This window comes from Bombella pluederhausensis (genome assembly GCF_026385525.1).
Classification (GTDB): domain Bacteria; phylum Pseudomonadota; class Alphaproteobacteria; order Acetobacterales; family Acetobacteraceae; genus Bombella; species Bombella pluederhausensis.
On sequence record NZ_JANIDY010000001.1, the window covers coordinates 332,594 to 357,278 of the forward strand.

At 57.0% G+C, this 24,685-nt stretch carries 20 protein-coding genes; 13 read left to right on the plus strand and 7 right to left on the minus strand.

The annotated features are described in order from the left end of the window. Positions 1 to 38 precede the first annotated feature (38 nt). Entirely contained in the window at positions 39 to 1,430 is a 1,392-nt protein-coding gene (gorA, locus tag NQF86_RS01460) for a glutathione-disulfide reductase (RefSeq protein WP_266115842.1), read from the plus strand. Positions 1,431 to 1,456: 26 nt separating this feature from the next. Further along, the gene (locus NQF86_RS01465) at positions 1,457 to 3,553 is read left to right on the plus strand and encodes an FUSC family protein (RefSeq protein WP_266115843.1); all 2,097 of its coding nucleotides are present in this window, start codon (positions 1,457 to 1,459) and stop codon (positions 3,551 to 3,553) included. Between the two features lie 86 nt (positions 3,554 to 3,639). On the opposite strand, the gene NQF86_RS01470 is transcribed toward NQF86_RS01465, so the two are convergent. Then, positions 3,640 to 4,092: a hypothetical protein gene (locus NQF86_RS01470; protein ID WP_266115844.1), complete on the minus strand. Its 453-nt coding sequence runs from the start codon at positions 4,090 to 4,092 to the stop codon at positions 3,640 to 3,642. Between the two features lie 283 nt (positions 4,093 to 4,375). Here NQF86_RS01470 and NQF86_RS01475 point away from each other — a divergent pair, with 283 nt between their 5' ends. The 4 genes from NQF86_RS01475 (at position 4,376) to gltX (ending at position 8,900) form a co-directional block, all read left to right on the plus strand. Beyond that, positions 4,376 to 5,752 carry a class II 3-deoxy-7-phosphoheptulonate synthase gene (locus NQF86_RS01475; protein ID WP_266115845.1) on the plus strand — a complete coding sequence of 459 codons (1,377 nt, stop codon included), beginning with the start codon at positions 4,376 to 4,378 and terminating at the stop codon, positions 5,750 to 5,752. Between the two features lie 35 nt (positions 5,753 to 5,787). Further along, positions 5,788 to 6,966, plus strand: a complete 1,179-nt coding sequence (locus NQF86_RS01480) for a beta/alpha barrel domain-containing protein (protein ID WP_407652834.1) — start codon at positions 5,788 to 5,790, stop codon at positions 6,964 to 6,966. Between the two features lie 83 nt (positions 6,967 to 7,049). Continuing rightward, positions 7,050 to 7,523, plus strand: coding sequence for a hypothetical protein (locus tag NQF86_RS01485; protein WP_407652860.1), 474 nt, complete (start codon positions 7,050 to 7,052; stop codon positions 7,521 to 7,523). Between the two features lie 39 nt (positions 7,524 to 7,562). Then, entirely contained in the window at positions 7,563 to 8,900 is a 1,338-nt protein-coding gene (gltX, locus tag NQF86_RS01490; protein WP_266115846.1) for a glutamate--tRNA ligase, read from the plus strand. 54 nt (positions 8,901 to 8,954) lie between these two features. Here the strand turns inward: gltX and NQF86_RS01495 are convergent, their stop codons facing one another. The 3 genes from NQF86_RS01495 to cysS all read right to left on the minus strand — a co-directional run bounded on the left by NQF86_RS01495 (position 8,955) and on the right by cysS (position 12,193). Next, positions 8,955 to 9,938: an ion channel gene (locus tag NQF86_RS01495; protein ID WP_266115847.1), complete on the minus strand. Its 984-nt coding sequence runs from the start codon at positions 9,936 to 9,938 to the stop codon at positions 8,955 to 8,957. A 72-nt stretch (positions 9,939 to 10,010) separates the two neighbouring features. Continuing rightward, positions 10,011 to 10,796: an RNA methyltransferase gene (locus NQF86_RS01500; protein WP_266116429.1), complete on the minus strand. Its 786-nt coding sequence runs from the start codon at positions 10,794 to 10,796 to the stop codon at positions 10,011 to 10,013. 8 nt (positions 10,797 to 10,804) lie between these two features. Then, a complete protein-coding gene (gene cysS / locus NQF86_RS01505) occupies positions 10,805 to 12,193 on the minus strand; it encodes a cysteine--tRNA ligase (protein ID WP_266115848.1) in 1,389 nt (462 codons plus the stop codon). Positions 12,194 to 12,286: 93 nt separating this feature from the next. Here cysS and NQF86_RS01510 point away from each other — a divergent pair, with 93 nt between their 5' ends. From NQF86_RS01510 to NQF86_RS01530, 5 genes are all read left to right on the plus strand, one after another. Beyond that, positions 12,287 to 13,684, plus strand: coding sequence for an MATE family efflux transporter (locus NQF86_RS01510; RefSeq protein ID WP_266115849.1), 1,398 nt, complete (start codon positions 12,287 to 12,289; stop codon positions 13,682 to 13,684). A gap of 247 nt (positions 13,685 to 13,931) precedes the next feature. Further along, positions 13,932 to 14,231, plus strand: coding sequence for a YtcA family lipoprotein (locus tag NQF86_RS01515; RefSeq protein ID WP_266115850.1), 300 nt, complete (start codon positions 13,932 to 13,934; stop codon positions 14,229 to 14,231). Positions 14,232 to 14,241: 10 nt separating this feature from the next. Beyond that, positions 14,242 to 15,294 carry a multidrug transporter subunit MdtN gene (mdtN, locus tag NQF86_RS01520; protein ID WP_266115851.1) on the plus strand — a complete coding sequence of 351 codons (1,053 nt, stop codon included), beginning with the start codon at positions 14,242 to 14,244 and terminating at the stop codon, positions 15,292 to 15,294. Beyond that, the gene (locus NQF86_RS01525; RefSeq protein WP_266115852.1) at positions 15,287 to 17,143 is read left to right on the plus strand and encodes an FUSC family protein; all 1,857 of its coding nucleotides are present in this window, start codon (positions 15,287 to 15,289) and stop codon (positions 17,141 to 17,143) included. Before mdtN ends, NQF86_RS01525 begins: the two co-directional genes overlap by 8 nt. Next, positions 17,143 to 18,915, plus strand: a complete 1,773-nt coding sequence (locus tag NQF86_RS01530) for a TolC family protein (RefSeq protein WP_266115853.1) — start codon at positions 17,143 to 17,145, stop codon at positions 18,913 to 18,915. The genes NQF86_RS01525 and NQF86_RS01530 overlap by 1 nt, the downstream gene beginning before the upstream one ends. Positions 18,916 to 18,941: 26 nt before the next feature. On the opposite strand, the gene NQF86_RS01535 is transcribed toward NQF86_RS01530, so the two are convergent. Next, entirely contained in the window at positions 18,942 to 20,144 is a 1,203-nt protein-coding gene (locus tag NQF86_RS01535) for an MFS transporter (RefSeq protein ID WP_266116430.1), read from the minus strand. Between the two features lie 333 nt (positions 20,145 to 20,477). On the opposite strand from NQF86_RS01535, the gene rpsD reads away from it, so the two are divergent. Next, a complete protein-coding gene (gene rpsD, locus NQF86_RS01540; protein WP_266115854.1) occupies positions 20,478 to 21,095 on the plus strand; it encodes a 30S ribosomal protein S4 in 618 nt (205 codons plus the stop codon). 90 nt (positions 21,096 to 21,185) lie between these two features. Further along, on the plus strand, positions 21,186 to 22,727 hold the full coding sequence (locus tag NQF86_RS01545; RefSeq protein WP_266115855.1) for a peptide chain release factor 3: 1,542 nt from the start codon (positions 21,186 to 21,188) through the stop codon (positions 22,725 to 22,727). Positions 22,728 to 22,778: 51 nt separating this feature from the next. On the opposite strand, the gene NQF86_RS01550 is transcribed toward NQF86_RS01545, so the two are convergent. After that, the gene (locus NQF86_RS01550; RefSeq protein WP_266115856.1) at positions 22,779 to 23,735 is read right to left on the minus strand and encodes an endonuclease/exonuclease/phosphatase family protein; all 957 of its coding nucleotides are present in this window, start codon (positions 23,733 to 23,735) and stop codon (positions 22,779 to 22,781) included. Then, positions 23,728 to 24,420, minus strand: coding sequence for a carbonic anhydrase (locus tag NQF86_RS01555; RefSeq protein ID WP_266115857.1), 693 nt, complete (start codon positions 24,418 to 24,420; stop codon positions 23,728 to 23,730). Before NQF86_RS01555 ends, NQF86_RS01550 begins: the two co-directional genes overlap by 8 nt. Between the last annotated feature and the right edge of the window lie 265 nt (positions 24,421 to 24,685).

Here is a 24,685-nt window from a genome sequence, read left to right on the forward strand (position 1 = left end):
GCTTCTGGTGGATGAGGTGGCAGGCAGGAAGGGACGTTATGCAGGATTATGATCTCTTTGTGATTGGTGCGGGTTCAGGCGGGGTACGCTGTGCCCGTATCGCTGCCCAGAATGGTGCCCGTGTGGGTATTGCCGAGCGCAGGCACTGGGGTGGAACCTGTGTCAATCTTGGCTGTGTTCCTAAAAAGTTGATGGTCTATGCAGCCGAGACGGGCCGGATGATTGAGGATGCGCCAGCATTTGGCTGGGACGTGCAGCGCCCGTCTTCTTTCGACTGGTACGGCTTCCTTGCTGCGAAGGACCGGGAAATCGAGCGGCTGAACGGCATTTATGTTTCCATGCTGGAGAAGGCCGGTATTGATCTCTATACGGGCGATGCCAGACTGCTGGATGCCAACACGCTGGAGATTGGCCCGTCTGTTCTGGCACCGGAGGCGCCGGTGCAGCGTATTCGGGCGAAGAAGATTGTGCTGGCAACGGGGTCCACGCCGGTGCGACTGGATATCCCGGGGGCAGAGCTGGCCATCACCTCTGACGAGTTGTTCCACCTGCCGGAACGGCCCCAGAAGGTCGCCATCATTGGCAGTGGCTATATTGGGGTGGAGTTTGCCGGGATTCTGGCGGGCATGGGGTCGCAGGTGGACCTGTTCTATCGCCAGCCCCTGCCACTGCGTGGGTTTGATGAAGAAGTCCGTGCCCATCTCAAGGAACTGATCGACCTGCACGGCATTACCCAGCATCCGGGGACAACGCCGGTTCGTCTGGAAGATATTGGTGGTGGCAAGGCTGTCCGTCTGGTGATGGATGATGGAGAGTCTTACGAGGTTGATGCCGTCATTATGGCCACGGGCCGCCGTGCCGCTGTGGATTCGCTGGGGCTTGAAGCTGTGGGCGTGACCATGGAGAAAGGGCACGTTGTGGCCGGGATAGATGGCAAGACCAATATACCCTCCATCTATGCCATTGGGGATATTCGGGACCAGTATAATCTGACCCCTACAGCCATTGCCGAAGGCCACATGCTGGCCGAGCAGCTTTTCAACCCACAGGGACGTACATGGTCTTTTGAAACCCTGCCGAAGGCGGTCTTCTTCTCATCCCCGGTAGGTGTTGTGGGGCTGAGTGAGGAAGAAGCCGCCAAGGATCATGATCTCGTCATTTATACCTCCCAGTTCACTCCCATGCGTCAGACATTGCCCAAACGGGCAGGTAAGGTCCTGATGAAGCTGGTTGTGGACCGTCATAGCGATGTGGTGCTGGGGGCCCATATGGTTGGGCCGGATGCACCGGAGATCATCCAGATGCTGGCCATTGCCGTGACGGCAAAGCTGACCAAAAAGCAGCTGGACCAGACCGTGGCCCTGCATCCCAGCACGGCGGAGGAGTTTGTTACCATGCGCTCCCCCACCCGTATGGTGGACCGTCACTGACATGAGGGAGGGGAACAGGGCGGAGCATGAGCGGGCTTAAATTACAGCCGAACACTCTGAGCGCCGTCCTGTTCTCCCTACGGACGACCATCGCCTCGCTTGTGGCATTAGCCATTGCGTTCTGGATGGAAATGGGTTCGCCTCAATGGGCCGCCATGACAGTCTGGATTGTGGCGCAGAACTCCCGTGGAATGAGTCTTTCCAAAGGGCGCTGGCGCATCGCTGGAACGCTACTGGGAATGGTGGGTGGGGTGAGTCTGATAGCCGTGGCTCCCCAGTATCCATGGATATTTTTCGTTCTGTTGGCGGGCTGGGTCGGCTGGTGTACGGGCATGGCCTGCCTGCTGGAGAACTTCCGGGGCTACGCCATGGTGCTGGCAGGCTATACCGGGGCCATTATCGCCGTTGGGGCGGCTGAACAGCCCGATCAGGTTTTTTACATTGCCATGTCGCGTGGGTCTTACATCCTGCTGGGTGTTGTCTGCGAGATGGTGGCGGGCATGGTAGCCGTGCCGGGAGCGGACCGTGCTGCTCGTGCGGACCTGCAGAAGCGTATGGCCGCCTTGCTCAGCCAGACGGCATCGGCCCTTGCGCTTGTCCTCCGCCGGGATGAGCAGGGCGTGGCCGATATGACACGGATTCTTGGCTCTCTCCAAGGGTTCAACGATCAGCTTGAATTCGTCCGTATTGATTCCCGCCATGCTGGCGAGGATGCAGACCGGGCCTATGTGACGCTGGAGCGTGTGTCTTTTGTTCTGGCCCGTGGCGTGGGGGTGCGGTCCCGGCTGGCCTCTGCGCCTCACATCCCGGAACGGCTGGCCGTGGGGCTGGAGCGGGTGGCGGGGGAGCTGGATGATATTGCAGCTCTGCTCAGGCAGGATATGGCGCAGGTTGTGGCCGGGTTAGGACAGCTTGAGGCCATGCTCCAGAAAAATCATGACGAGCTGGAGCGCTGCCTGCCTCGGAATGATGATGACGCCCTTCAGCAGAGTATTGTTGGGGTAGGGGTGGAGATCATGCTCATTGATTTCCGCTCGGCAGTGGAATCTCATTATGCGGGCTTACGCAAGATTCCGGCCCCGGAACGTCATCGCATCAAGCGCAGGGCAGATGGGCGATTGGCGGCTATCAATGGCGTACGGGCAGCGGTGGCCATACTGATTGGGGCGTTTGTGTGGGAGGTGACGGCGTGGTCCTATGGTGGGGCTTATATGAGCCTGCTGAGTGTGGTTTGCGCCCGTTTTGCCATTATGAACAACATGATCCTCATCAGTAAGTATTTCTTCTATGGGGCTGTCTGTTCGGTGCTGGCGAGCATCATTCCGGTTTTTCTGGTCATGCCCATGAGCTCGGAATATGCGGTTTTTGCCCTGCCTTTTTCCGTGTTGATGTTTCTGGGCGGGCTGGCTTTGCGGATGCCCGCTCTTTCAGGAATTGCGGCGTCTTACGTTAATTTCTTTCCGTGGATATTGGGGCTGGATAATCAGGGACGTGTGGATGAAGTCACATGGTTCAACCAGTCTCTTGTGTTGCTGCTGGCCTTATGGAGCGGGATTCAGGTATTCCGCACGGTATTGCCGTTTTCGGTCACGCAGGCATGGGCGCAGCTGCGGCGCCAGCTGGTGAAGGAAATCCAGCGCCTGAAGGAACCTCTGAAAGGCCGTGCCCAGACCCAACGCCTCTGGACGAATGAGACAACCTTGCGGATGGAGCAGGTCATCCGTTTTGCGGGTCAGATTCCGCAGGCGGAAGTTGATAGTATGATTCGTGGCACGCTGTCTGTCATGACGGTCGGGCGCAATCTGCTAACCGTGAAGGACCTTGTCACGCTGAGGCGTCTGCCTGCCTGTGCGTTGGCAACAGCAGAGCATATGGTTCGGGATATTATTCATCTGACGGAGCAGGGGCGGGAAGATGACCCGCTGACGCATCAGCAGTTCATGCAGGAACAGTCCCGTCTGGAGGATGCCTTTCATGCCTGTCACAATCTGTCCCGCAGGCGTGATCTGGCTGCCGGGATAGGCTCACTCAGGATCATTCATTTTGAGTATCAGACCAGCCGGGACTTTTTCCTTCGGGAACACAGGGCTGCTTCCCTCATGCGGCAGCTTGCCGAAGGGTGATGGGCCTCTTGGCCAGAAGAAAGGCCCCATTCTTCATTGAAAAATGAGGCCTCTCGAAAACATGAACCGTTCTTTATCAGCTTGGCTCAGAAACCATTGCCACGGGGGGCAACCCAGCCATTGCCGGTTGCATCACCCAGCTGGCCACCCTGAATCGGGTTGGTATCCTGATAGGAGCTACCAAACTTGCCAAGATTGCTTCCGGTAACAGCATCACGGTTGGATTTGAGGTGAGCCTCATGGTCCGGGTCCGGGCCGTTTTCAAACTCGGTAGAAGGAACATCCTGATAGCCGGGCGGCGGCGGGCGGTGCCCGGTGGCATGAAAGTGCTCCCCGCCCTTGGTGGTTGTGCTTTTCTGAGCCTGTCCAGAGGAGTGTTTGGATGGCGTGTTGTTGGTGGGGCTGTCCTGATAGGGCGTGCTGAAGCGAACGGTCTGGGCCATGGCGTGAGGGGCGATGGCCGGAACGGAGGCCACAAGGCCCAGAGCTGCCGTAAGTGCTGTCAGACGCTTGAGAGACAAAGAAAAGCGCGAAGCCATGTGCGATATGTTCCTGCATAGATTAAGGGTGCTTCATTCCCTCCATATACTCTTTTACAGGGAGAGATGATCAAGCTTTTTCAGTAAGAAAGATGGTGGAGCCGGGGATGCAGCCCCGACATGGGGGCATGGCTGGAAAGGGGAGAGATTGAATAATTTGCGGCTCACCCTACCATTTAAGAAGCATTTCAGTCATAAAATTGGTTACTGATTTTACAGATGTAACCACCTTCGGAGGGCCCTGAGCGAGACAGGGCTACTCCGCCGCCGCAGGGAGAACAAGATGCAGCAGTCAGACGGGCATAATACGGCCTCATGGTCACCGGCTAGCTGGCGTACACGGCCAATTCGTCAGGCGCCGAGCTATGAGGACAGTGCCGCACTGGCCGCCGTGGAGGAGCGTCTGCATCGTTATCCGCCGCTCGTTTTCGGGGGCGAGGCACGCCGCCTGAAAGAACGGCTGGCGGCAGCCTCCCGGGGTGAGGCTTTTGTGCTTCAGGGTGGCCCCTGTGCCGAGAGTTTTGGCGAGTTCACCGGGGACATCATCCGGGATACATTCCGGGTGCTGTTGCAGATGGCTGCCGTACTGACCTTCTCCGCCAAGGTTCCAGTCGTGAAGATCGGACGTATGGCGGGGCAGTATGCCAAGCCTCGTTCTTCCGATGTCGAGAAGCGGGATGGGGTGGTGCTGCCCTGCTATCGTGGTGATAACGTCAACAGCCCTGAGTTCACGGCGGAGGCTCGTAAACCTGACCCGGCCCGTATGGAAATGGGCTATTTTCAGGCTGCTGGTGTGCTGAACCTGCTGCGGGCCTATTCACGGGGTGGCTTTGCCAATCTGCATGAGGTCCATCGCTGGAATCTGGATTATGTCCGCAATTCCCCGCAGGGCGAGCGTTATGAGCAGCTGGCCTCTCAGGTGGAGGAGACGCTGGCCTTCATGAAGGCCTGTGGTCTGGAAGATAACGCTCCGCAATATGACGAAGTGGAGTTCTATACCTCTCATGAGGCTCTGCTGCTGCCGTATGAGCAGGCTCTGACCCGTGTGGATGAGTCTACGAGCCAGCATTATGGGCTGTCCGCTCATTTCCTCTGGATTGGTGACCGTACCCGCCAGCCGGAAGGGGCGCATGTGGAGTTCCTGCGTGGGGTGGATAACCCGATCGGGATCAAGGTTGGCCCGACCACGACTATTGAAGATCTTCAGAAGCTGCTGGAAATCCTCAACCCGCATGATGAGGCAGGGCGTATTACCCTGATCTCCCGTATGGGTCACAGCAAGGTGCGTGATCTCCTGCCGCCGTTGCTGGATGCCGTACGCAAGACAGGCCGGACCGTGACATGGATCTGCGACCCCATGCATGGCAATACCACGACCTCCTCCAACAAATATAAGACCCGTGCTTTTGAGCATGTTCTGGATGAGATCATGGGCTTCCTTGACGTATTCGAGCAGGCTGGTGTGATACCGGGTGGTATTCATCTGGAAATGACCGGCAGTGACGTGACGGAATGCACAGGTGGCCCCCGCTGCCTGACAGATGCGGACCTGCCTACCCGTTACACGACCTTCTGCGATCCCCGCCTGAATGCCGAGCAGTCCCTTGAGATTGCCTTCCAGCTTTCCGACAGGCTGAAGCGCATTTTCGGGAACCGCTGAGAGCATCCCGTCCCGGTCCTGCTAGAGGAGACATTATGATGCGCTGGAAAGACGTCATCGAGCAGGCCCGCACGCCAAAGGAGGCTCTGGATACGGCCCAGATTGAAGGCCGTACGGATGCCTATTTCCTACGGATGCGGGATATCGTCAGCCAGTTCGGTGACTGTCAGGTGACCTATGCTGTGTTCGTGCGTCGCCCGGTTGTGGCGGCGTATGGGCTGGCCCTGCAATGGGTGCAGAATGTTGCCCGTCATCAGGGGTTCTCTGTTGAGATCACGGAAGTGCACCCTGAAGGCACATGGGTCGGGGCGGGTGATCCGCTTTTCTATCTGACGGGCTCGCTGGTCAGTCTGGCACCGCTGGAGACATTGCTGCTTCAGAAGACGGGTGCGGCCTGTGTGGCGGCACATAATGCCTATCAGATGGCTCTTGCCCTGCCGAAAGTGCCGTTTCTGGCAATGGATGCCCGCCATTGTGCAGGGGGCGAGATGCAGGAGCTGATGGCCTATGCTGCGGCCGTGGGGTCACGGGCGGCGCAGAAGGAGGGGGCTGTGGGGTTCATTGGCAATGCCAATCATGCCACGGCTCGTTTCTTCGGGCAGGATCACGGGCTGGGGACCATGCCTCATGCCTTCATCGGTTATGCAGGCTCTACCTTAAGGGCGGCAGAAATGTATGTGGAACGCTTCCCAGATGAGCCTCTGACCGTTCTGGTGGATTATTTCGGGCGAGAAGTGACGGACATGCTGGAAGTCTGCCGCCGTTTCCCCGAACGGGCGGCTGCGGGAGAGCTGAGCGTCCGGCTGGACACGCATGGCGGGCGCTTCCTTGAAGGGCTGGACCCGCAGCGTTCCTACGAGGTGCTGGAACGGAACACGCCGGGTACCATCCGCCGTTACAGGTCGGAGAAGGAACTGCGCTATCTGGTCGGGACGGGTGTTTCGGCAGCCGCCATCTGGCGGATGCGGGAAGCGCTGGATGAAGCAGGCTTCCCGAAGGTGAAGATTGTCGTGTCTTCCGGTTTTGGCATTTCCAAATGCACGGCTATGCATGATGCTTCCGCTCCGATCGACATTGTGGGAACAGGGTCGTTCCTGCCAGATCGCTGGTCAGAAACGTATGCCACGGCTGATATTGTGTCTTATGATGGTGCCCCACGGGTGAAGATCGGGCGTGAATTTCTTCTTCAGAAGCTTCAGGAAAGGACCGGATGATGAATGATGAGGATAAAGCGGCCAGACGGGCTTTCATCAATGGCCTCCGGGGTGAAGGAAATGACCAGACCATTGAAGAAGCCGTGAAGGCAGAGGCCGATGCTGCCGTGAAGCAGGATGATAGAGGCTGGATTGTCCGTATTCTCGACCAATCCGGGGCCAGTGAAGGCGATGATGATGTGGTTGAGGAGGTCAAGGGCTTTTTAGATCTCGCTCATGCCAATGCGTTTGCCCGTGCCTATGTGCGGGATAGTATTGAGCGGTGCCGTGTCCCCGGTGCGGCAGACCGGGATGTGCTGGAAAGCTGGTTTGCCTTTGGTGAAAATGCCGAGGTTGTGGATGCGGGAGAAGAAGGCTGGAAGTCCAGCACGGAGCTGGATGATTTCGTCTCCAGCCCTGCGACCCCCATGGAACGGGACTGGCGTGCTCTGGACCCCCGCCGTCTTGTCAGTGATGAGGAGCTGGCTGGCCCGCCTGATGAAGACAATCAGGATGACGATGAAGATGATGAGGCTTTCGTGACGGAGATCATCCGCCGCCGTCAGCAGAAGCAGTAAGGGGCCTGCCCCTGTGAAAGAATGAGAACAGAATACGGTATGAAAGTACGTTTTGCGCCTTCACCAACGGGGCAGCTCCATGTTGGTAATGCCCGTCTTGCCGTGGCGAATTGGCTGTTCGCCCGGAAGCAGGGTGGTCAGTTTCTGTTGCGGATGGATGATACGGATACGCAGCGTGGCAACAAGGCTTATGAAGAAGCCATCCGCCGGGACCTGACATGGCTGGGGCTGGACTGGGACGAATACGCCCGTCAGTCCGAGCGTCTGGCCCGTTATGAGGAGGTGATTGAGCATCTCAAGGCTACGGGGCGGCTCTATCCTTGCTTCGAGAGTGAGCTGGAGCTGAAATACAAGCGGGAGCAGCGCCTGCGTGCGGGCAAGCCGCCGCTTTATGACCGTGCCATGCTGAAAATGACGGATGAGCAGCGTGCCCGTGCCGAGGCGAATGGCAAGGTGCCGTATTGGCGTTTCAAGCTGAGTGGTGCCACACGCCGCTGGCAGGACATCGTGATGGGGGACTGTCATGTGAAGCTGACAGCCGTTTCCGATCCCGTTCTGGTCCGGGCGGATGGCAGTATCCTCTACACGCTGGCTTCTGTCATTGATGATCTGGATATGGGCATCACCCACATTCTGCGGGGTGAGGACCATGTGACCAATACGGGCGTGCAGCTCGATATTGCCGAGGCGTTGGGAGCAAAGGAGGGACGCTTCACCTTCGGGCATCTGCCGCTTCTTCTGGGGCAGGATGGCGGGAAGCTCTCCAAGCGTCTTGGTGGTCTGGCTCTTTCCACTTTACGGAATGATGGGATCGAACCCCGTGCCCTTGTGGCTTATCTGGCCCGTCTGGGCAGTTCGGATGACCCGCAGGCGGCCTCCAGCATGGATGAGATCGTGAAGGGCTATGAGATCAGCCATGTCTCCCGGTCAGCGGCCCGGTTTGATGTGCCTCAGCTTCTGGGGCTGAACCGTCGTGTCCTGCATGGCATGTCCTATGACGAGATCCGCCCGCATCTGCCTGAAGGGGCTGATGAAGCCTTCTGGCTGGCTATTCGAGGGAATATTGATCTGGCTGTTGAGATTGCTCATTGGTGGTCTGTTGTAAAAGGCGACATCGTGGTTTCAGCGCAGCCGGATGATACCGACTTCCTGCGTGAAGCGGCTCGTCTTCTACCAGAAGGGGCGTGGGATGATACGGTCTGGAAGCGCTGGATCGATGCGTTGAAAAGCGAAACGGATCGTAAAGGGAAGAAGCTGTTTCTGCCGCTTCGTCTGGCCCTGACAGGTGAGGATGCAGGTCCGGAGCTGGCTGCCCTCTTGCCGCTCATGGGGCGGGAGCGGGTTGCGCAGCGCCTGAAGGATGCGGTGCAGCATTAAGATGTCTTTGACGGAGTGGCTTTTTAGTGGCGACTCCGTCAGGAAAAGACGGGTTTATTGCTGCGCTTCAGTATCGTCTTTGACTTCAATCGGCTCCTCATCCTTGACGGGTAGAGGGTCGGTTGATGTGGTATGAAAGAGGCTGAAATCGACTTCCAGCGAACCCTGTGTTGAGGGTTTAAGCAGGCTGACGAACCGTGCCCCGAAAAGCAGGTCCTGTGCTTTGTAAGCGTGGTGAGCAAAAACATCCTGTGCAGAGACGGGATCGGTTGCTGTCAGGATCAGGAAGATGGTGGCCTGTTGTTCCTCAAGCGCAGCAGTATCAAGATTGTAAAGCGGGCTGGTCTCCATAATATGATGGGCAAAAGAGAGACTGACCGGGAAAATTGGCACATGGTTGAAGGTGAGCGGCAGGATATCCAGCTGGAGGGTGCTGTTGCCGTGCTCGTCCTTCTTTGTGCGGGCTAGAATGGCCTCAATGCTGGCATTCATCAGAGGCGTATTACGCAGGTTCCCCAAACGGAAATTGAGCCGCAGGTGGTTCCCTTCCTGAAAAATGGTGGCCACGTTGCTGAAAAGTACCTGCGCATGGGGGCGGGCAAACCGTGCGAATATGATCCCCGTAATGATGGCTGTGAAGATCACACTTGCCAGCATTTCCACGGAGGCTATGGCGTTGGAGAGATAACCCTGCGGATAGATATAGCCATACCCAACCGTGGAGAGTGTCTGTGCACTGAAGAAAAAATCACCCCAGAACTCGCCCGTTTTCACATTGCTGAGGCCATGCGGCACCAGACAATAAGCGATGCTGAACAGGATGTTCAGAAGCAGATAGAAGCCCGTCACCATTGTGAAGAAGGCCAGCCATCTCATGGTCAGGCAGGTATGGTACAGGTCCGCAAGGAGACGGACCTGTGCCTTCTTCCGTGTGATGATGTTCAGCGTGTTGTCCTGAGAGAGGACGCTGGTTTTCCGTGAGGCGCTCTGCTGCTGCCTTACACGGTTGATGAGGGAATCAGGAATTTTCAGGTGCATAAGGAACCAGCAGCGGAAGAAGGGTGGAAAGGCGGATGATTCCAGCGGGCTATGGCCGTTCTGGGGCAGCGATCATTCTTTTGTATGACGGATTTTCCGGGCACGGGAGAGTTCGCTGACAACACCATGCAGTGTCCGCAGTTCCTGCTCGGTTACTTCGCCACGGGCGAAAAGATGACGCAGGTTGCGGATCATGCCCGGGCGCTTCTGTTCATGATGAAGAAAACCACATTCATCAAGGTCCCGCAGCAGATGGGTCATGAAGTTCTCAACCTCGCCCTTGGTGGCCACATGCGTCTCATTGGTCATGAGATACTGTTCCGGCACGGTATCTTCGGTCAGATACCATTCATAAGCCATAACAAGCACGGCCTGCGCCAGATTGAGCGACATGAAGCGGGGGTTGAGCGGATAACGGATGAGCGTGTCGGCTCGGGCCATATCCTCATTATCCAGCCCAGCCCGTTCTGGGCCGAACAGGATGCCGCTTTTCAGCTTCCGGCTGCTGGTGGCCCGTAGTTCGGCGGCTGCACCACGGGCTGTCATGACCGGCTTGATGACATGGCGGGGGCGGGGGCAGGTGGCAAAAACACGGTGAAGATCGGCGATGGCATCATCAACCGTTTCAAAGACCGTGGCTTCTTCCAGAATACGGTCCGCACCGGAAGACGCATACCAAGCACGGGGCTGAGGCCAGCCATCCCGTGGCGCTACCAGGCGGAGATGAAACAGCCCACCATTTGCCATAGCCCGGGCTGTGGTCCCGATATTTTCAGCCAGCTGGGGGCGGACAAGAATGACAACAGGGTCAAAAGGAGCGGGTGGGGCCAGATCAGCCCCGCCATTACGGCCTGTCATGAGTGGTGTTATCCTTTCCGCCATGTTGTGCCTGCTGGGCCATCTTCCAGCAGAATGCCTTTTTCGGCCAAATCATTGCGTATCTGGTCGGCTAGAGCAAAGTCACGGGCCTTGCGGGCGGCCAGACGTTTTTCAATCAGGGCTTCAATGGCGGCAGGGTCAAGTTCCGTTCCCCCTTGAAACCAGTCTGCCGGACTCATGCTGAACAGCCCCAGAAGCTGCCCCCCTGCCAGAAGCAGGTTCGCAGCCTCTTGCTGGCCTTCGAGGGCAGCATCGGCATGGCGGTGCAGAACGCTGAGAGCCAGCGGCGTGTTGAGATCGTCACAGAGGGCATCCAGCATATCAGCCGGGACGGTTTCCGCTCCGGTGGGTGGGGTTTTCTCCAGTGCCCGGTAGAAGCGGTCCATGATGCGGCGGGCTTCGTCCAGCTTCTCCCATGTGAAGTCCAGAGTGGAGCGGTAATGCGAGCCGAGGAAAAGTAGGCGCAGGGCCTCGGCGGGGGTGCGTTCCAGCACTTCATGGATGGTGTGAAAATTGCCCAGAGATTTGGACATTTTTTCACCGCCGGAAAGCAGCATCCCGGTATGAACCCAGTGGCGGGCAAAATGGCTGTGCGGATAGCAGCAGAGAGACTGTGCCCGCTCATTCTCATGGTGGGGGAACAGCAGGTCATTCCCGCCGCCGTGAATGTCGAAGCTTTCCCCAAGATAACGCTCGGCCATGGCGGAGCATTCAATATGCCAGCCGGGGCGGCCACGGCCATAGGGGCTATCCCAGCCCGGTTCATCCTCGTTGGAGGGCTTCCAGAGAACGAAATCGCCGGGATTGCGCTTATAACCGGCGACTTCCACACGGGCACCGGCCAGCATGTCTTCTAAAGACCGGCCAGACAGGGCTCCGTAGCCGGGGAAGGATGTGACATCAAAAAGCACATGCCCGTCTGCTTCATAAGCGTGGCCCTGTGCGATGAGGCGGCCAATCATCTCCAGCATGGCCGGGATATGCTGTGTGGCTTTGGGTTCGATGGTCGGGGGGAGGATGTTCAGAGCCGCAAGATCGTCATGGAAGTCCTGCGTGGTGCGTCCCGTCAGGTTGGCGATGTCTTCGCCATTTTCCTGTGCCCGCTGAATAATTTTGTCATCAATATCTGTGATGTTGCGAACATAGGTGACCCGTGGGTAGAGCGCACGGAGCAGCCGGACCAGTATGTCCGCACTCAGCATGGAGCGCAGATTACCGAGATGCACCCGGTCATACACGGTAGGCCCGCAGAAATAGATGCGGACATTGGCGGCGTCATCAGGGGTAAAGGGGACAGTCGTGCGCTGGTGGCTGTTATGAAGCCTCAGGCCGTGCTGGGCGGAAGAAAGGTCTGTAGTGCTCTGCTGCGTGCTCATGCCTGTTCAATGCGACAGAGATGCGTCTGGTGCAACAGGGAATTCATTCTTTAACACTTGCACTTTGCGTTATATGCGATAGAGACGAAACTTATGTCCACATCAAGAATGAAACACTCTGCCCCTGTCGTGGGTATGTCCGCTCACATCCGCACTCTGATTCAGGTTGGTTTGCCCCTTGCGCTCTCCCAACTTTCGGAGATGGCCATGGGGGTGACGGATACCATCCTGCTGGGCAGCCTTGGCGTGGATGCTGTGGCGATTGGAGGAATTTCCAACAATTTCTTCTTCACGACCATGATTTCCTTTCAGGCGGTACTGGGTGGAGTCGGTGTTCTGCTCTCCCATGCTCGTGGTGGCGTGGAACATGGCCATGAAGGCGGGCATGACCGGCGTAGCATCATCAGTGCGGGCACGGTTCTGGGGGTGCTGTTCTTCATCCCGTGTCTGATCCTGTTGCTCTGTTCCAGCCAGATTTTCGGTCTGATGGGGGAGCCGATCATGGTGATTGAGCAGGGCGGGCGGTTCATTGATGTCCTGCTTTATGCCCTGCTGCCCAATTTGGTGTTTCTGGGGCTCTGCCGTGTGGCTCTGCCATCTCTGGGGGCTGAATCCCTGCTGCTCTGGACCATGCCCATCATGGCCCTGTGCAATGGCGTGCTGAATGCGGCTTTGATTCATGGCTGGTTTGGCCTGCCAGCCTACGGGCTGTTCGGCTCGGCTCATGCCACGATGCTGACAGGCTGGGGCATGAGCTTTGTCCTGCTGCTTCTTATTCTCTGCCGTGCCAATCTGAGAGACCTGTTGAAGCCTGTGAAAGTGCACTGGCCTCTCCTGAAGGAACTGATGATCCTTGGCCTGCCCATGATGGTCACGGCGGCTTCTGAGTTGCTTTTATTTCAGATCACCACGCTCAATGCGGGTCGTTTGGGGACACGCAGCCTTGCGGCGCATCAGGTGGCGCTGAATACGATTTCCCTGCTTTTCATGGTCTGTCTGGCAATCGGGCAGGCGGCTAATGTGCGGGTGGCCTATTGGCGAGGGGCAAAGCGGCGGGAGGAAGCCTGCCGGGCCTCCAGCGGAGCACTGCTGCTTGTATTGGCATGGACGGTCCTGACAGGGCTGGTCCTGATGCTTCTGCCGGATTGGATCGCCCGACTGTACTATACCGGTACTCCACCAGATGCTGGAACATTCGGTACGACCGTTCTTCTGCTGAAGATTGCAGGGATTTTCCAGATTGTGGATGGTGTGCAGGCTGTGTGTAACGGTGCCTTGCGGGGCTGTGGTGATACGTTTGTGCCGATGATGATCAGCATCGTGAGCTATGGGCTGATCGGCATTGGTCTGGGGTACTGGCTGGCTTTCTGGCGGGGCTATGGTGTGGAAGGTCTGTGGATCGGGCTTGCGGCGGGATTGGGCGTGACGGCTCTGGCGCTTGGTGCACGGCTCTATCTGCTGCTTTATCGCCGGAAGGATGTGCGGTCTTAAAAAGGCCACGCATGATGACTATTTGCCTGTCGGGCCGCCGTGGAAGGCACTGTGGGAGAGGAGTTGGATGGTTTCAATTCATTTGAAAAATAGAATGCGATTTCGTATGATTGGGCATTCCAACTCATTAAAATACATATATGATCCGATCGTTCAGAAGCTTTGCGATGGCAGCATCGACCTCGTGCCATGTGGGAGCGTGCTCCGCAGGGTCATATATTCCCCAGTAGCCGGAACAGGAGCATGCATGAAACTGCTTAGGGCGATCTTTCTTCGGGGTGGCGGAACACCGTGGTGGGTCGTATCTCTGCTTCTTGGCCCTTCGGAATGTTGGGCTGGGATCGGTGCACCGAGCTTCCCATTGGCGGGGGCGTATTTTCCGGCGTGGCTCATCTGCCTTTTCATCGGTGGCATAGGGGCGGCGTTGTTTCGGACGCTCTTTCTGGTACTGCATATCGATAGTCTGCTGCGGTTTCATCTGGTGACCTATCTCTCTTTGGGGACACTGCTGGGGCTGGCAGGTTGGCTTATCCTTTTCGGGCAATAAGGGCGGTTTCATGAAAACAGAACGGATCAAAGGCCGCTTCCCGGTAGGGAGCGTCATGGCTATGGCAGCGCTGCTTTGTGCGTTGCTGGGTGTTCTCTATGTGGATCATGAGTCAGGGCAGCATCCTAATAGTGATAGTGCCGTCATCTATACGGAGAGTGTGCATGTGGCTGCCCTCGTTGGTGGGCGGTTGCAGACTCTGGCCGTTAAGGAAAACCAGCTGGTCCATAAGGGTGATCTTCTCTACCAGATTGACCCGGAGCCTTATGAAATTGCTTTGCATAGAGCCGAAGCGAGCCAGACTCAGGCACAGGCAGATCTGAATGATGCCCGTCGTGCTTTGGCTGTTCGTATGGCGAATGCCGCTACGAGTGAGCGCAGGCAGCATCAGGCTGAGGATGAGAAGGACTTGGCATGGCGTACGGTGGTGCGTCTCAAGCCGCTTGCCCAGCAGCATTATGTCTCATGGCAGGCTTACGATCAGGCCGTGACGAAGTTCAATTCTGCCGTTGATGCATTGGCAGAGGCCCAGCACGAGCAGCAGGCTAGTCAGGTCGCCGTTGGTGACGTGAAGCACGCCGAAGCTGTGCTGCAGGAAGCGTCCGTTGCGGTGGAACATGCCCGTTATGAGCTGAGACAGACGCGTGTTTCGGCAAATATTGACGGTTATGTGACCAGTCTGAGCGTGAAGGAAGGTGAGGTACTTGGGGCGAACCAGGAGCTGTTTACGCTGGTTTCCAGTGATGAATGGTACGCTTTGGCACCAATCCGTGAGATCAATCTGGCGCCTGTCCGTCCGGGTTCCTGTGCAACTGTGTATTCCATGATCGACCGCAGCCATCCTATTCACGGTGTTGTGGAAAGTGTGGGCTGGGGTGTGCTGACCGACTATATGAAGGAAAACTCCCGTGGCGTGCCTTATGTCGAGCGGCAGATGGACTGGGTGCATATTGCCCAGCGTTTCCCGGTGCGTATCAAGATCGATCACGCTCCTGATTATCTTCTGAGACTGGGGGCAACGGCCAACGTGGAAATTCTCCATGGTGCGGCCTGCCATGGTTAAACCCTATATAGACGCTTTCATGCGTATATGGTGGTTGGCTGTAAGGCCAACCCGTGGTCGTACGGCGCTGGCCTTGCGTACGGCCATTATCTCCATGGTGGCCGTGCTGATTGGTGAAATCTGGCAGCTGCCCATGGTCAGCCTGCTGACCTTGACACTGGCGGCCCTGTGGCAGGGGAACCGGGTTGCCAATATGAAAGTGTCGGTGCTGTTCGTTGTTTTCTTTACGATTGTGACAGCGGCGCTTTATCTTGGCCTCAAGACAACCATAAATAATTTTCTTGCCACGCTCATCTTCAATCTCTGTCTTAGTTTTATATTCTTTTTCTTAAGCACGACCAGTATTCTCGGCATGATTAGTGTCATTGGTGGGCTTGTTCTTTCCTACATGCTGGTCTCGTTGGATAACATGCAGGTAGGGGACAGCATCATGCGCATGGTCCTCTCTGCATGGCGTGTGTTCTTGACCGTGGCGGGTTTGCTGGCTTTTGTTGGCAGCTGGCTTGCCCCATCTCCAGAACATACGCTTGTCGATCAGATTGTTGAGAGGTTGAATCTGGCGGCAAAATGTCTGGCACGGCGTGGCAGTGGGCAGCCTATTCCACAGGCATGGCAGGATGCTGTCATGGATACTGTGGGTGAGGGTGTCAGCGGCATGTTCGGGGCTCTTGGGCTGGCAGGCATGGAGCATCGCTGGAATGCTGATGATCTTTCCGCTCTGCGCCGGGCCGCTCTGAATAGCTTTGGCATATTGCAGCTGGTGGAGCAGTGCCTGAAACCGAGTGGTCGCATTTCCGAAGAAGACTGCACTTATCTGGCCGGACGTCTGGAGGAAATGGCTGAATGCTTTGTCTCAGACAGACGGCCAACCTCCATTGAGGAAACGCATGTCTGTTCTGGTGCCATTTCGCAGGAGATGGAGCGTCTGCTATGCGATTTTGCTCAGCCCATGACGGCGGAGGAGGCACAGCTTCCTTCCAGCAAGCCAGCAGCCCCGGCTAAGAAGCCGGGTTTCTTTCTGCCGGGAGCGTTTACGGATAAGGAACATATCCGTTACGCCGTTAAGGGAACGGTTTCTGTCTGTCTGGCTATCATAACGTATAAGATGCTGAACTGGCAGGGTGTGCATACCTGCATCATCACCTGCTTCATCGTGTCATTGCCGACCATGGGGGCCGTGCTGGATAAGCAAAGGCTGCGTATTTGCGGTGCCTTGATTGGGTGTAGCATGGCCATGGGGATCATCACATGGATCATGCCGCATATGACAAATATTGCACAGCTTCTTCTGGCTGTTGGTATTGTCATCTTCTTTGGGGCGTGGGTGAAAGCCGGGGATCAGCGGATTTCCTATATGGGGCTTCAGATTATCGTGGCGTTCTCTCTGTCCGATCTGGCCAAGTTCGTACCGACAACGGACCTGACAGTGCCTCGTGACCGTATCATCGGTATTCTGATTGGTCTGGGGATTTCCTTTGTTGTGCATACGGTGTTCTGGCCACGGAGCGCGATGACAGGGGCCCTTCAGAAGTTGAAGGCGCTGGATGGGTTGCTGGCAGAGGATGTGACGGGCTGGAATCACGATCAGCGTATGCTTCAGGCGGCTAAGGTGCAGGAAGCTGCAAGCGGGGCTATGAGTCAGCTGCGGCAGGCCATGATCGAGCCAGCCTATATGAGGCCGACACAGCACAGGATGAGACAATATATTCTGTTTCTGCGGCGTGCGGCCATGAATGCGAGCTGCCTGTTTGGCACCGTGGCAGCAAGCCATCAGAAAAAGGTGATCCGGTTAGGGCATATTCTGAAGGGAGAAGAAACAGCCTCTCTCAAGGAAGGGGGAAGTCTCTGATGAATGGCCCGTTGGGAAAAGATGTCATGGCGCAGGTGAAAAGGCAGGTACAGGGCATGGAGACTGGTTTGTCCCGGAAAAATGGAAGTTCTTTTGCTGTGTGTCTGTCTGATGGAGAAAGAGGGGCATATGGGCCGAGATGGCGCAGAGTTGCTCTGGTTTGTGCCGTATTGCTTGGCAGCAGTGCTCTGAGTGGCTGCCAGACAACAGCCATGCGGAATATGCCGCCTGCACCAAACCAGCCATGGAATGCGCCGGTTGATGGAAATGGCCATATCATAGAAGGGCATGAAAAGGGCGCTCCGGGTCAGAAGGGCGGGCGTGTCCTGAAAATGCCCGCCGGGTACCGTCTTTCATCAGACCGTGTCCTGCCTCAGCCTGCTGCGCTGGGGAACGTGCAGGTGGATCATTCCTATAACCTGGCTGACCTGATTGATATGGCCCAGTCCATCAATCCCTCCACACGTCAGGCATGGGATGCTGCACGGGCGAGTGCCGCCGAGACAGGTATTGCCCGTTCAGCCTACCTTCCACATCTGACGGCAACAGCCATGGGTGGATACGGGATTCTGGAACCTCATAACCGTTTTCGGGGTGGGGGGCTGAGAGCTAACACGGATAGCCGTCTTCATGGCACGTTGGAACGGCAGCAGGTGGGGCTGGAATGGCTCCTGTTTGACTTCGGTAAGCGCCGGGCCACCATGGAGGAGGCCACCCAGAAAAGCATCGGGCAGAATATCCTGTTCACGGGTGAGCATCAGAAGGTCATCCATCAGGTGGCGCTGGCCTATTACCGCTATTCAGCAGCTCTGAATAACGTATCGCTCGTGCGGCAATCTCTTGAGAATGCTCATGCGATTGCACGGGCAGCTGCCGCTAACCTGAAGAATGGAGAGGGCACGGTCGTTGACACGTCACAGGCCGAACAGGCCGTTGCCGAGGCAGAGCTGGTTCTGGCCCGGACAGAAGGGGACGTAGAAACATACCGGCTGGAGCTGTTGACAGCCGTTGGTCTGAATCCCTCCCAGCCGCTGCATATTCAGATTGATAACGGGCGTAATATCCGTGTCGATGACATTCGCCTGAGTGATGAAATGGTACATGAGGCCGTAGCCCGCCGGCCGGATGTTCTGGCAGCCTATACGAGCCTGCGGGCTGCCCAGAGTGCCGTGGAAGGGGCACGGGCCAGCTACAGGCCGCAGGTCTTCATGAATGGTAATGTGGGTTATAATTTTGATGACCTTCATTTCCGCAATCTGCCGCTGGTCAATGTAAACTCGATCAATGACCGGGTTCATACATTTGGAAGCCTGATTACGGCGGGTATTTCTGTGCCGATTTATGATGGTGGGCTGCGCCGCAATCGTTTGCGTCAGGCGCATGAGCGGGAAGATAGTGCCCGTGCTGCCTTGCAGGACACGCAGAACAATGCCGTCCGTACGATCGTGACGGCAGAGGCTATGCTGCATACGGGTATCACAGCCTATCAGGCCGCACTGAGCCTTCAGAAGGCCAGTCAGACCGGCTTTGATGCTGCTCTGACAGCCTATCGTTCTGGCGATGGCACAATGACCCGCATGTTGGAGCTTCAGAATACCCTGCTCAATGCTCGCCTGTCCGTGTCAGATAGTTATTACGGCATGCTGAGTGCAGCGGCCTCTCTGGCCTATGCTGCCGGGACGCTGGGCAGCAGCAGCGTGCTCTCTGATATTGAAGGATCACTGGAGGAAGCCCCGGCTCCCGTGCCAGTGTCCAGCCGTCAGATTCCCTGACGGCCAGACTGTTTATGATGCCCGTCTCACTGTGGGTGACGGCGGGCAACGTGAAGTGTGACAAGATAGATCAGCAGGCCACCTGCGGATAGAATAGCCCCGCCCCAGCCTACTGCACTGATACCCAGCCCGTTTTCCACCAGCAGGGCCCCTATGGAGGCCCCCAGAGCATTGGCGATGTTGAAGGCTGAGTGATTCAGCGAGGCAGAGAGTGTCTGGGCATCGCCTGCTACATCCATGAGACGGGCCTGCATGGCTGGGCTGAGAATGACGGTTGCGGCAGGTAGGAAGAAACAGACGACCAGCATGGCCCCGCTGAAGGGCAGGAGCAGCCAGAAGGCGAGCATGAAGATGATGCTGGCGATCAGGCTGAAGATGGTGGTGCGGTCCAGACTTTTGTCAATCATGGCACCCCCGAAGGAATTACCGGCAACCATCCCGCATCCCCAGATCACCTGATAGGCTGTAACCATCCAGTGATTAAGATGCGTTACCTGTCCCAGCCCGGAGGTGAGGAAGGTATAGACGGCAAACATCCCGCCAAAGCCAATGGCTCCCGTCAGCAGGGTCAGTAGCACATGGGGGTTTTTGAACGCTGTCAGTTCCGAACGGGCATTGACGTTGTTTTGAGGACGGTCTGCCGGGATGAGAATCCCGACCCCGGCGACACAGATCAGCCCCAGAACAGATAGGGCTCCGTAGATCACTTCCCACGGCACATATTGGGAGAGGAATGTGCTGAGCGGTGCTCCAATGACGGTAGAAATCATGATGCCAGAGAGCACCATACTGATGGCCCGTCCTCTCCGGGCTCGTTCGACCATGGAGGCCCCGGTCAGGGCCGCAATACCGAAATAAGCCCCATGCGGCAGCCCCGTGATGAAACGCATGATCTCAATGGGCAGGAGGGAGGAGAACAGAACTGTGCCGGTATTACCGATGCAGAACAGGGTCAGCAGCAGGAGCAGGATGGTACGGCGGGGCAGATGGGCGCCAGCAATGGCCATGACGGGCGCACCAACCACAACACCCAGCGCATAGGCTGTGATGACGGAGCTGGCCTGCCCGACTGATATGCCCAGAGCGTGCGAGAAAGCGGGTAGGATACCCATCATGCCAAACTCCCCCGTGCCAATGGTGAAGGTGCCCAGCATGAGGGCCGCAATGGCGGGGGCAACACCATGAGGTGGGGTCAGGCGTGGGCCTGTAACCGTTTCGGTCTGCTCCATAAGGGGGAGTGCTCCAGTCTGATTGGGAATGCTGGCGGTATAGGGGATAATGGCTGTTTTTTCCAAGATGTTCTGAATGTAAAGCATGTGGCCTGTTTTGTCGTGGCGCTGCCTCGTTTTCTTGACAGAGGTGGAAGCCTCGTGTAACGGCAGTTCCATTGCCGGGAATGTCGGATGGTCTGGCCGGGATGGTGCGTGCTGTGGCGCAGTGTTCCATGAGGTTAGCAGGCTGTTCCGTTCTTTCAGCTCCGTCTGGGGCGGGGAGGGCCTACCGGCGCAACAAAGGGCTGTCGCACAGGGCCGGTAGCCTGAGAGAGAATGCGGGTTTAACCGATGTCAAAACGTCTTGAGAGCAAGTACAAGATTAACCGCCGCCTCGGCGTCAACCTGTGGGGCCGTGCCAAGTCCCCGGTGAACCGCCGTGAGTACGGCCCGGGTCAGCATGGTCAGCGTCGTCGCCAGAAGCCGTCTGACTACTCCATCCAGCTGATGGCTAAGCAGAAGCTGAAGGGTTACTATGGTAACATCAGCGAGAAGCAGTTCCGCCGCTACTACGATGAGGCTGTGCGCCGCAAGGGTGATACCTCCGAGAACCTGATCGGTCTGCTGGAGCGCCGTCTGGATGCCGTCATCTACCGTCTGAAATTCGCCATGACCCCGTTTGCTGCACGTCAGTTCGTCAGCCACGGTCATGTGCTCGTGAACGGCAAGCGCGTCAACATCCCGTCCTACCTCGTGAAGGAAGGCGATGTGATCGAGGTGCGTGAGAAGTCCAAGCAGCTCGCTATCGTTCTGGATGCTGTCCAGAGCGGCGAACGTGACGTGCCGGAATATATCGAAGTGGATCATCGCCAGATGAAGGGCACCTTCATCCGTGTTCCGCAGCTTTCCGATGTGCCTTATCCGGTGCAGATGGAACCGAATCTGGTGGTCGAGTTCTACTCCCGCTAAGATACGGCTCTTGGCTGTATATGGGGACGCCGGGCGGTTTTACCGTCCGGCGTTTGCCGTTTCTTACGCTCTCTTTGCAGGAAAGCTGATATGTCCGACCCTACCATTGCTGCGGAAATCCCCCGGCGGCGTACCTTTGCCATCATTTCTCACCCTGACGCCGGTAAGACCACACTGACAGAACGCATCCTGCGGGCTGGTGGGGCCATCCAGATGGCTGGGAATGTTCGTGCCAAAGGAGAGCGGCGGCGCACCCGGTCGGACTGGATGAGCATCGAGAAGGACCGTGGCATTTCGGTCGTCACCTCGGTGATGACCTTCAATTATGGTGGCTGTGTTTTCAACCTGCTGGACACGCCGGGCCATGAGGACTTCTCTGAAGATACCTACCGCACGCTGACCGCCGTGGACTGTGCCGTGATGGTGATTGATGCCGCCAAGGGCATCGAGGCCCGGACACGCAAGCTCTTTGAAATCTGCCGCCTGCGGGATATTCCCATCGTCACCTTCATCAATAAGATGGACCGTGAGGCGCAGGACTGTTTTGCCCTGCTGGATGAGATTTCCAATGCTCTGGCTCTGGATGTGTCTCCGGCAACATGGCCGGTCGGACGGGCGGCGAAATTTGCCGGTATCTATGACATCCGCACGAAATCCCTGCATCTCAAGGAGGAGCTGGCGGAAGACGATGAGCGTCTGGCTCTGATGCGAGAGGAGGTGGAGCTGGCCGAGATGGCTCTGCCACCTTTCGAGAAAGAATTTTTTGATGAAGGCCATCTGACACCTGTTTTCTTCGGTTCCGCCATGAAGGAAATTGGCGTGACGGATCTTCTGGATGCTCTGGCTGCCTATGGGCCGCCGCCCCGTGCCCAGTCTTCCGAAACACGGGAGGTTCAGGCGACAGAGGAGAATGTCACGGCTCTGATCTTCAAGATTCAGGCGAACATGGACCCCAACCATCGGGACCGTATGGCCTTTGCTCGTGTCTGCTCTGGCAAGCTCAGTCGTGGGATGCGCCTGAAACATGTACGGACAGGCAAGCAGTTTGCACTTCATACGCCACAGTTCTTCTTCGCACAGGACCGTCAGCTGGTAGAGGAAGCCTTTGCCGGGGATGTGGTGGGGATTCCCAATCACGGGACCCTGCGTATCGGTGATACGCTGACGGACGGTGAAGACCTGCGCTTTACAGGGGTGCCTCACTTTGCGCCGGAAATCCTGCGCCGTGTACGGCTGGATGATGCCATGAAGGCCAAGAAGCTGCGTCAGGCTCTTGTCGAGCTGGCAGAGGAAGGCGTGGTGCAGCTTTTCCGTCCGCAGGATGGTGCTCCGCCGATTGTTGGCGTGGTTGGTACCCTTCAGCTGGACGTGCTGCAATCCCGTCTTCAGGCTGAATATAACGTGCCGGTTGGGTTCGAGAGTACGCCCTTCACACTGGCTCGCTGGGTGACAGGGGACAAGGCGGCGCTGGAGCAGTTTGAGGCTCTCAACCGGAGTTCCATGGCGGATGATCTGGATGGTGACCCGGTCTTCCTCGCTGGTTCAGGTTTCATGATGAACCGGGCCATCGAAATGAATGAAGCTCTGAGCTTCCATGACATTAAACAGATCGGCATGGCAGGCACAGCCTGAGAGGTTCTGAAAGCAAGGCCCGGGCGGGAAACCGTTCCGGGCCTTCCTTGTTTATGGAAGCTGCATCTGAATGGAGACGGGGCAGTGATCCGACAGGGTCAGCCCTTTCTCGGCATCACGGAAGGTCATGACCCGCAGGCTCCCCGGAATGAACCAGTCTCGGGCACGGTTGCCGAGCAGTATATGGTCGATGAACAGTTCTCCGTGACGGCGGCAGGGGCTGGTGTAGCCTGCCGTGGTCAGGGTCAGACGGGCATCAGACTGTAGAGCCTGCATGAGAGGATCAGCCGGTGTCAGGCGGCGGTTGAAATCGCCCAGAATGGCAAAGGGGATGCCGTCATCAAGCCGGTCCAGAATCCAGTTTTCAATGACATGAAACTGCTCATAGAGCAGGGTGCAGGCCCGTTTTTTGGCCGTGAGCGGTTGTGCCCAGCATCCGGTCTTGAGATGGACAACCAGAAGCCTCAGGCTGGACGATCTCTTCTGCAAGGTGACATCCATCCCACCCCGGAGAGGATAGTGACGGCCATGCTGGGGGATATTGAGGGCCGTGACCTCCGGGTTGATGGTCACAGTCAGGCCAGCATCACGGCGGACAGCGAGACCAACCCGTTGGGTGATGTGGTCGGGCGTGATGTAGAGGTCATAATCCTCGGCTGGGAAGACCTGCTGTGCGGCTTCCAGACTGTCCACTTCCTCAAAAGCAAGGACATCGCTGTGTAGCTTGGCGGCATAGTGGCGCAGAGCGGCGAAGTCGGCTGCTGTGCGTGTGGGAGCATCGGCTGGCAGGGCGTGGTCATTAGCAGGGCGGAGTGTCAGCCAGTCCATGTTCCAACTTGTCAGCTTGAGGCTCTCCGATGCCTGAGCCGTGGAGACCAGAAGCATGAGGCTGAGGAATGACAGGCCAAGCCGTATGAATCCGTTGGCAGAGAGCAGATGGCACAAAAAACCGCCTGCCACGAAGGGCAGGCGGTCCTTAGAGGCCAGACATGATGGTCTGTTAGTCATTGCTGGGTGAGTTGTTCTTTCTGAGAATGGCAATGGCGTCCTTAACGGAATGCTCCGTCTTGGTTTCCTCGCTGAGGATATGAATACGACCCTTTTTGATGTCGTAATACCAGCCTTGTACGTTCAGCTCGTTGCGGGAGAGGGCTTTGGCGACAATGGGGTGTGTCTTCAGATGGGTGATCTGTAGGCGCACATTGGCTTCGGCAAGGTCACGAACATCTTTGGGGCCGACATCTTCGGCACGAAGATCGCCAATGGTGGCAGCGGCGGCTTCGGCATTATGCAGCCAGCGGCGGACGGTCGGCATATCGGCCAGCTTGTCCGGGTTCGTGGCCAGATTAATGAGGGCAGACATGGCCCCGCAGTTGGAATGACCACAGATGATGATGTTTTTCACACCCAGGCCACCAACGGCATACTCAATGGCAGAGGCTACGGCGCCCACCATGTTGCCATAGGCTGGAACGATATTGCCCACATTGCGAATGAGGAACAGCTCGCCCGGTTCTGTCTGGGTAATCAGGCTGGGGCTGATGCGGCTATCGGCGCAGGTGATGAACAGGGTTGGCGGGGTCTGATCGTAAGCCAGACTCTGGAACAGATCCTTTTTCTGCGGATACACTTTTTCTTCAAAAGTGTGGACGCCATCGAGGAGCTCCAGCAGAGTGTTACGGTGGAAGACCATAGCGTTATGTTTCCTGACTTAAAGACGCATCATATGGAGTGGTAAAAGAACTCCGAGAAACCACTATGGGCGAGACGGGATAGTCTGCCCATAAGCAGAACACTAAAAATTTTTTTAATAACCGTCCAGCTTAAAGGGACTTTTGATTTATGAAATGTCTTTCATGAAGCCAGCCTATAAGGCCAAAGCAGGCATACTCCATTAGTCATAACGCATGATAGACAGGAAAAAAGCGCCAGACCTGTGGAATGGGTCTGGCGCTTTT

Bases quoted from the DNA above. Each gene is read 5' to 3' on its own strand.
- gorA (WP_266115842.1), top strand. From the start codon at position 39: ATGCAGGATTATGATCTCTTTGTGATTGGTGCGGGTTCAGGCGGGGTA.
- NQF86_RS01465 (WP_266115843.1), top strand. From the start codon at position 1,457: ATGAGCGGGCTTAAATTACAGCCGAACACTCTGAGCGCCGTCCTGTTC.
- NQF86_RS01470 (WP_266115844.1), bottom strand. From the start codon at position 4,092: ATGGCTTCGCGCTTTTCTTTGTCTCTCAAGCGTCTGACAGCACTTACG.
- NQF86_RS01475 (WP_266115845.1), top strand. From the start codon at position 4,376: ATGCAGCAGTCAGACGGGCATAATACGGCCTCATGGTCACCGGCTAGC.
- NQF86_RS01480 (WP_407652834.1), top strand. From the start codon at position 5,788: ATGATGCGCTGGAAAGACGTCATCGAGCAGGCCCGCACGCCAAAGGAG.
- gltX (WP_266115846.1), top strand. From the start codon at position 7,563: ATGAAAGTACGTTTTGCGCCTTCACCAACGGGGCAGCTCCATGTTGGT.
- NQF86_RS01495 (WP_266115847.1), bottom strand. From the start codon at position 9,938: ATGCACCTGAAAATTCCTGATTCCCTCATCAACCGTGTAAGGCAGCAG.
- NQF86_RS01500 (WP_266116429.1), bottom strand. From the start codon at position 10,796: ATGACAGGCCGTAATGGCGGGGCTGATCTGGCCCCACCCGCTCCTTTT.
- cysS (WP_266115848.1), bottom strand. From the start codon at position 12,193: ATGAGCACGCAGCAGAGCACTACAGACCTTTCTTCCGCCCAGCACGGC.
- NQF86_RS01510 (WP_266115849.1), top strand. From the start codon at position 12,287: ATGTCCACATCAAGAATGAAACACTCTGCCCCTGTCGTGGGTATGTCC.
- NQF86_RS01515 (WP_266115850.1), top strand. From the start codon at position 13,932: ATGAAACTGCTTAGGGCGATCTTTCTTCGGGGTGGCGGAACACCGTGG.
- mdtN (WP_266115851.1), top strand. From the start codon at position 14,242: ATGAAAACAGAACGGATCAAAGGCCGCTTCCCGGTAGGGAGCGTCATG.
- NQF86_RS01525 (WP_266115852.1), top strand. From the start codon at position 15,287: ATGGTTAAACCCTATATAGACGCTTTCATGCGTATATGGTGGTTGGCT.
- NQF86_RS01530 (WP_266115853.1), top strand. From the start codon at position 17,143: ATGAATGGCCCGTTGGGAAAAGATGTCATGGCGCAGGTGAAAAGGCAG.
- NQF86_RS01535 (WP_266116430.1), bottom strand. From the start codon at position 20,144: ATGGAGCAGACCGAAACGGTTACAGGCCCACGCCTGACCCCACCTCAT.
- rpsD (WP_266115854.1), top strand. From the start codon at position 20,478: ATGTCAAAACGTCTTGAGAGCAAGTACAAGATTAACCGCCGCCTCGGC.
- NQF86_RS01545 (WP_266115855.1), top strand. From the start codon at position 21,186: ATGTCCGACCCTACCATTGCTGCGGAAATCCCCCGGCGGCGTACCTTT.
- NQF86_RS01550 (WP_266115856.1), bottom strand. From the start codon at position 23,735: ATGACTAACAGACCATCATGTCTGGCCTCTAAGGACCGCCTGCCCTTC.
- NQF86_RS01555 (WP_266115857.1), bottom strand. From the start codon at position 24,420: ATGGTCTTCCACCGTAACACTCTGCTGGAGCTCCTCGATGGCGTCCAC.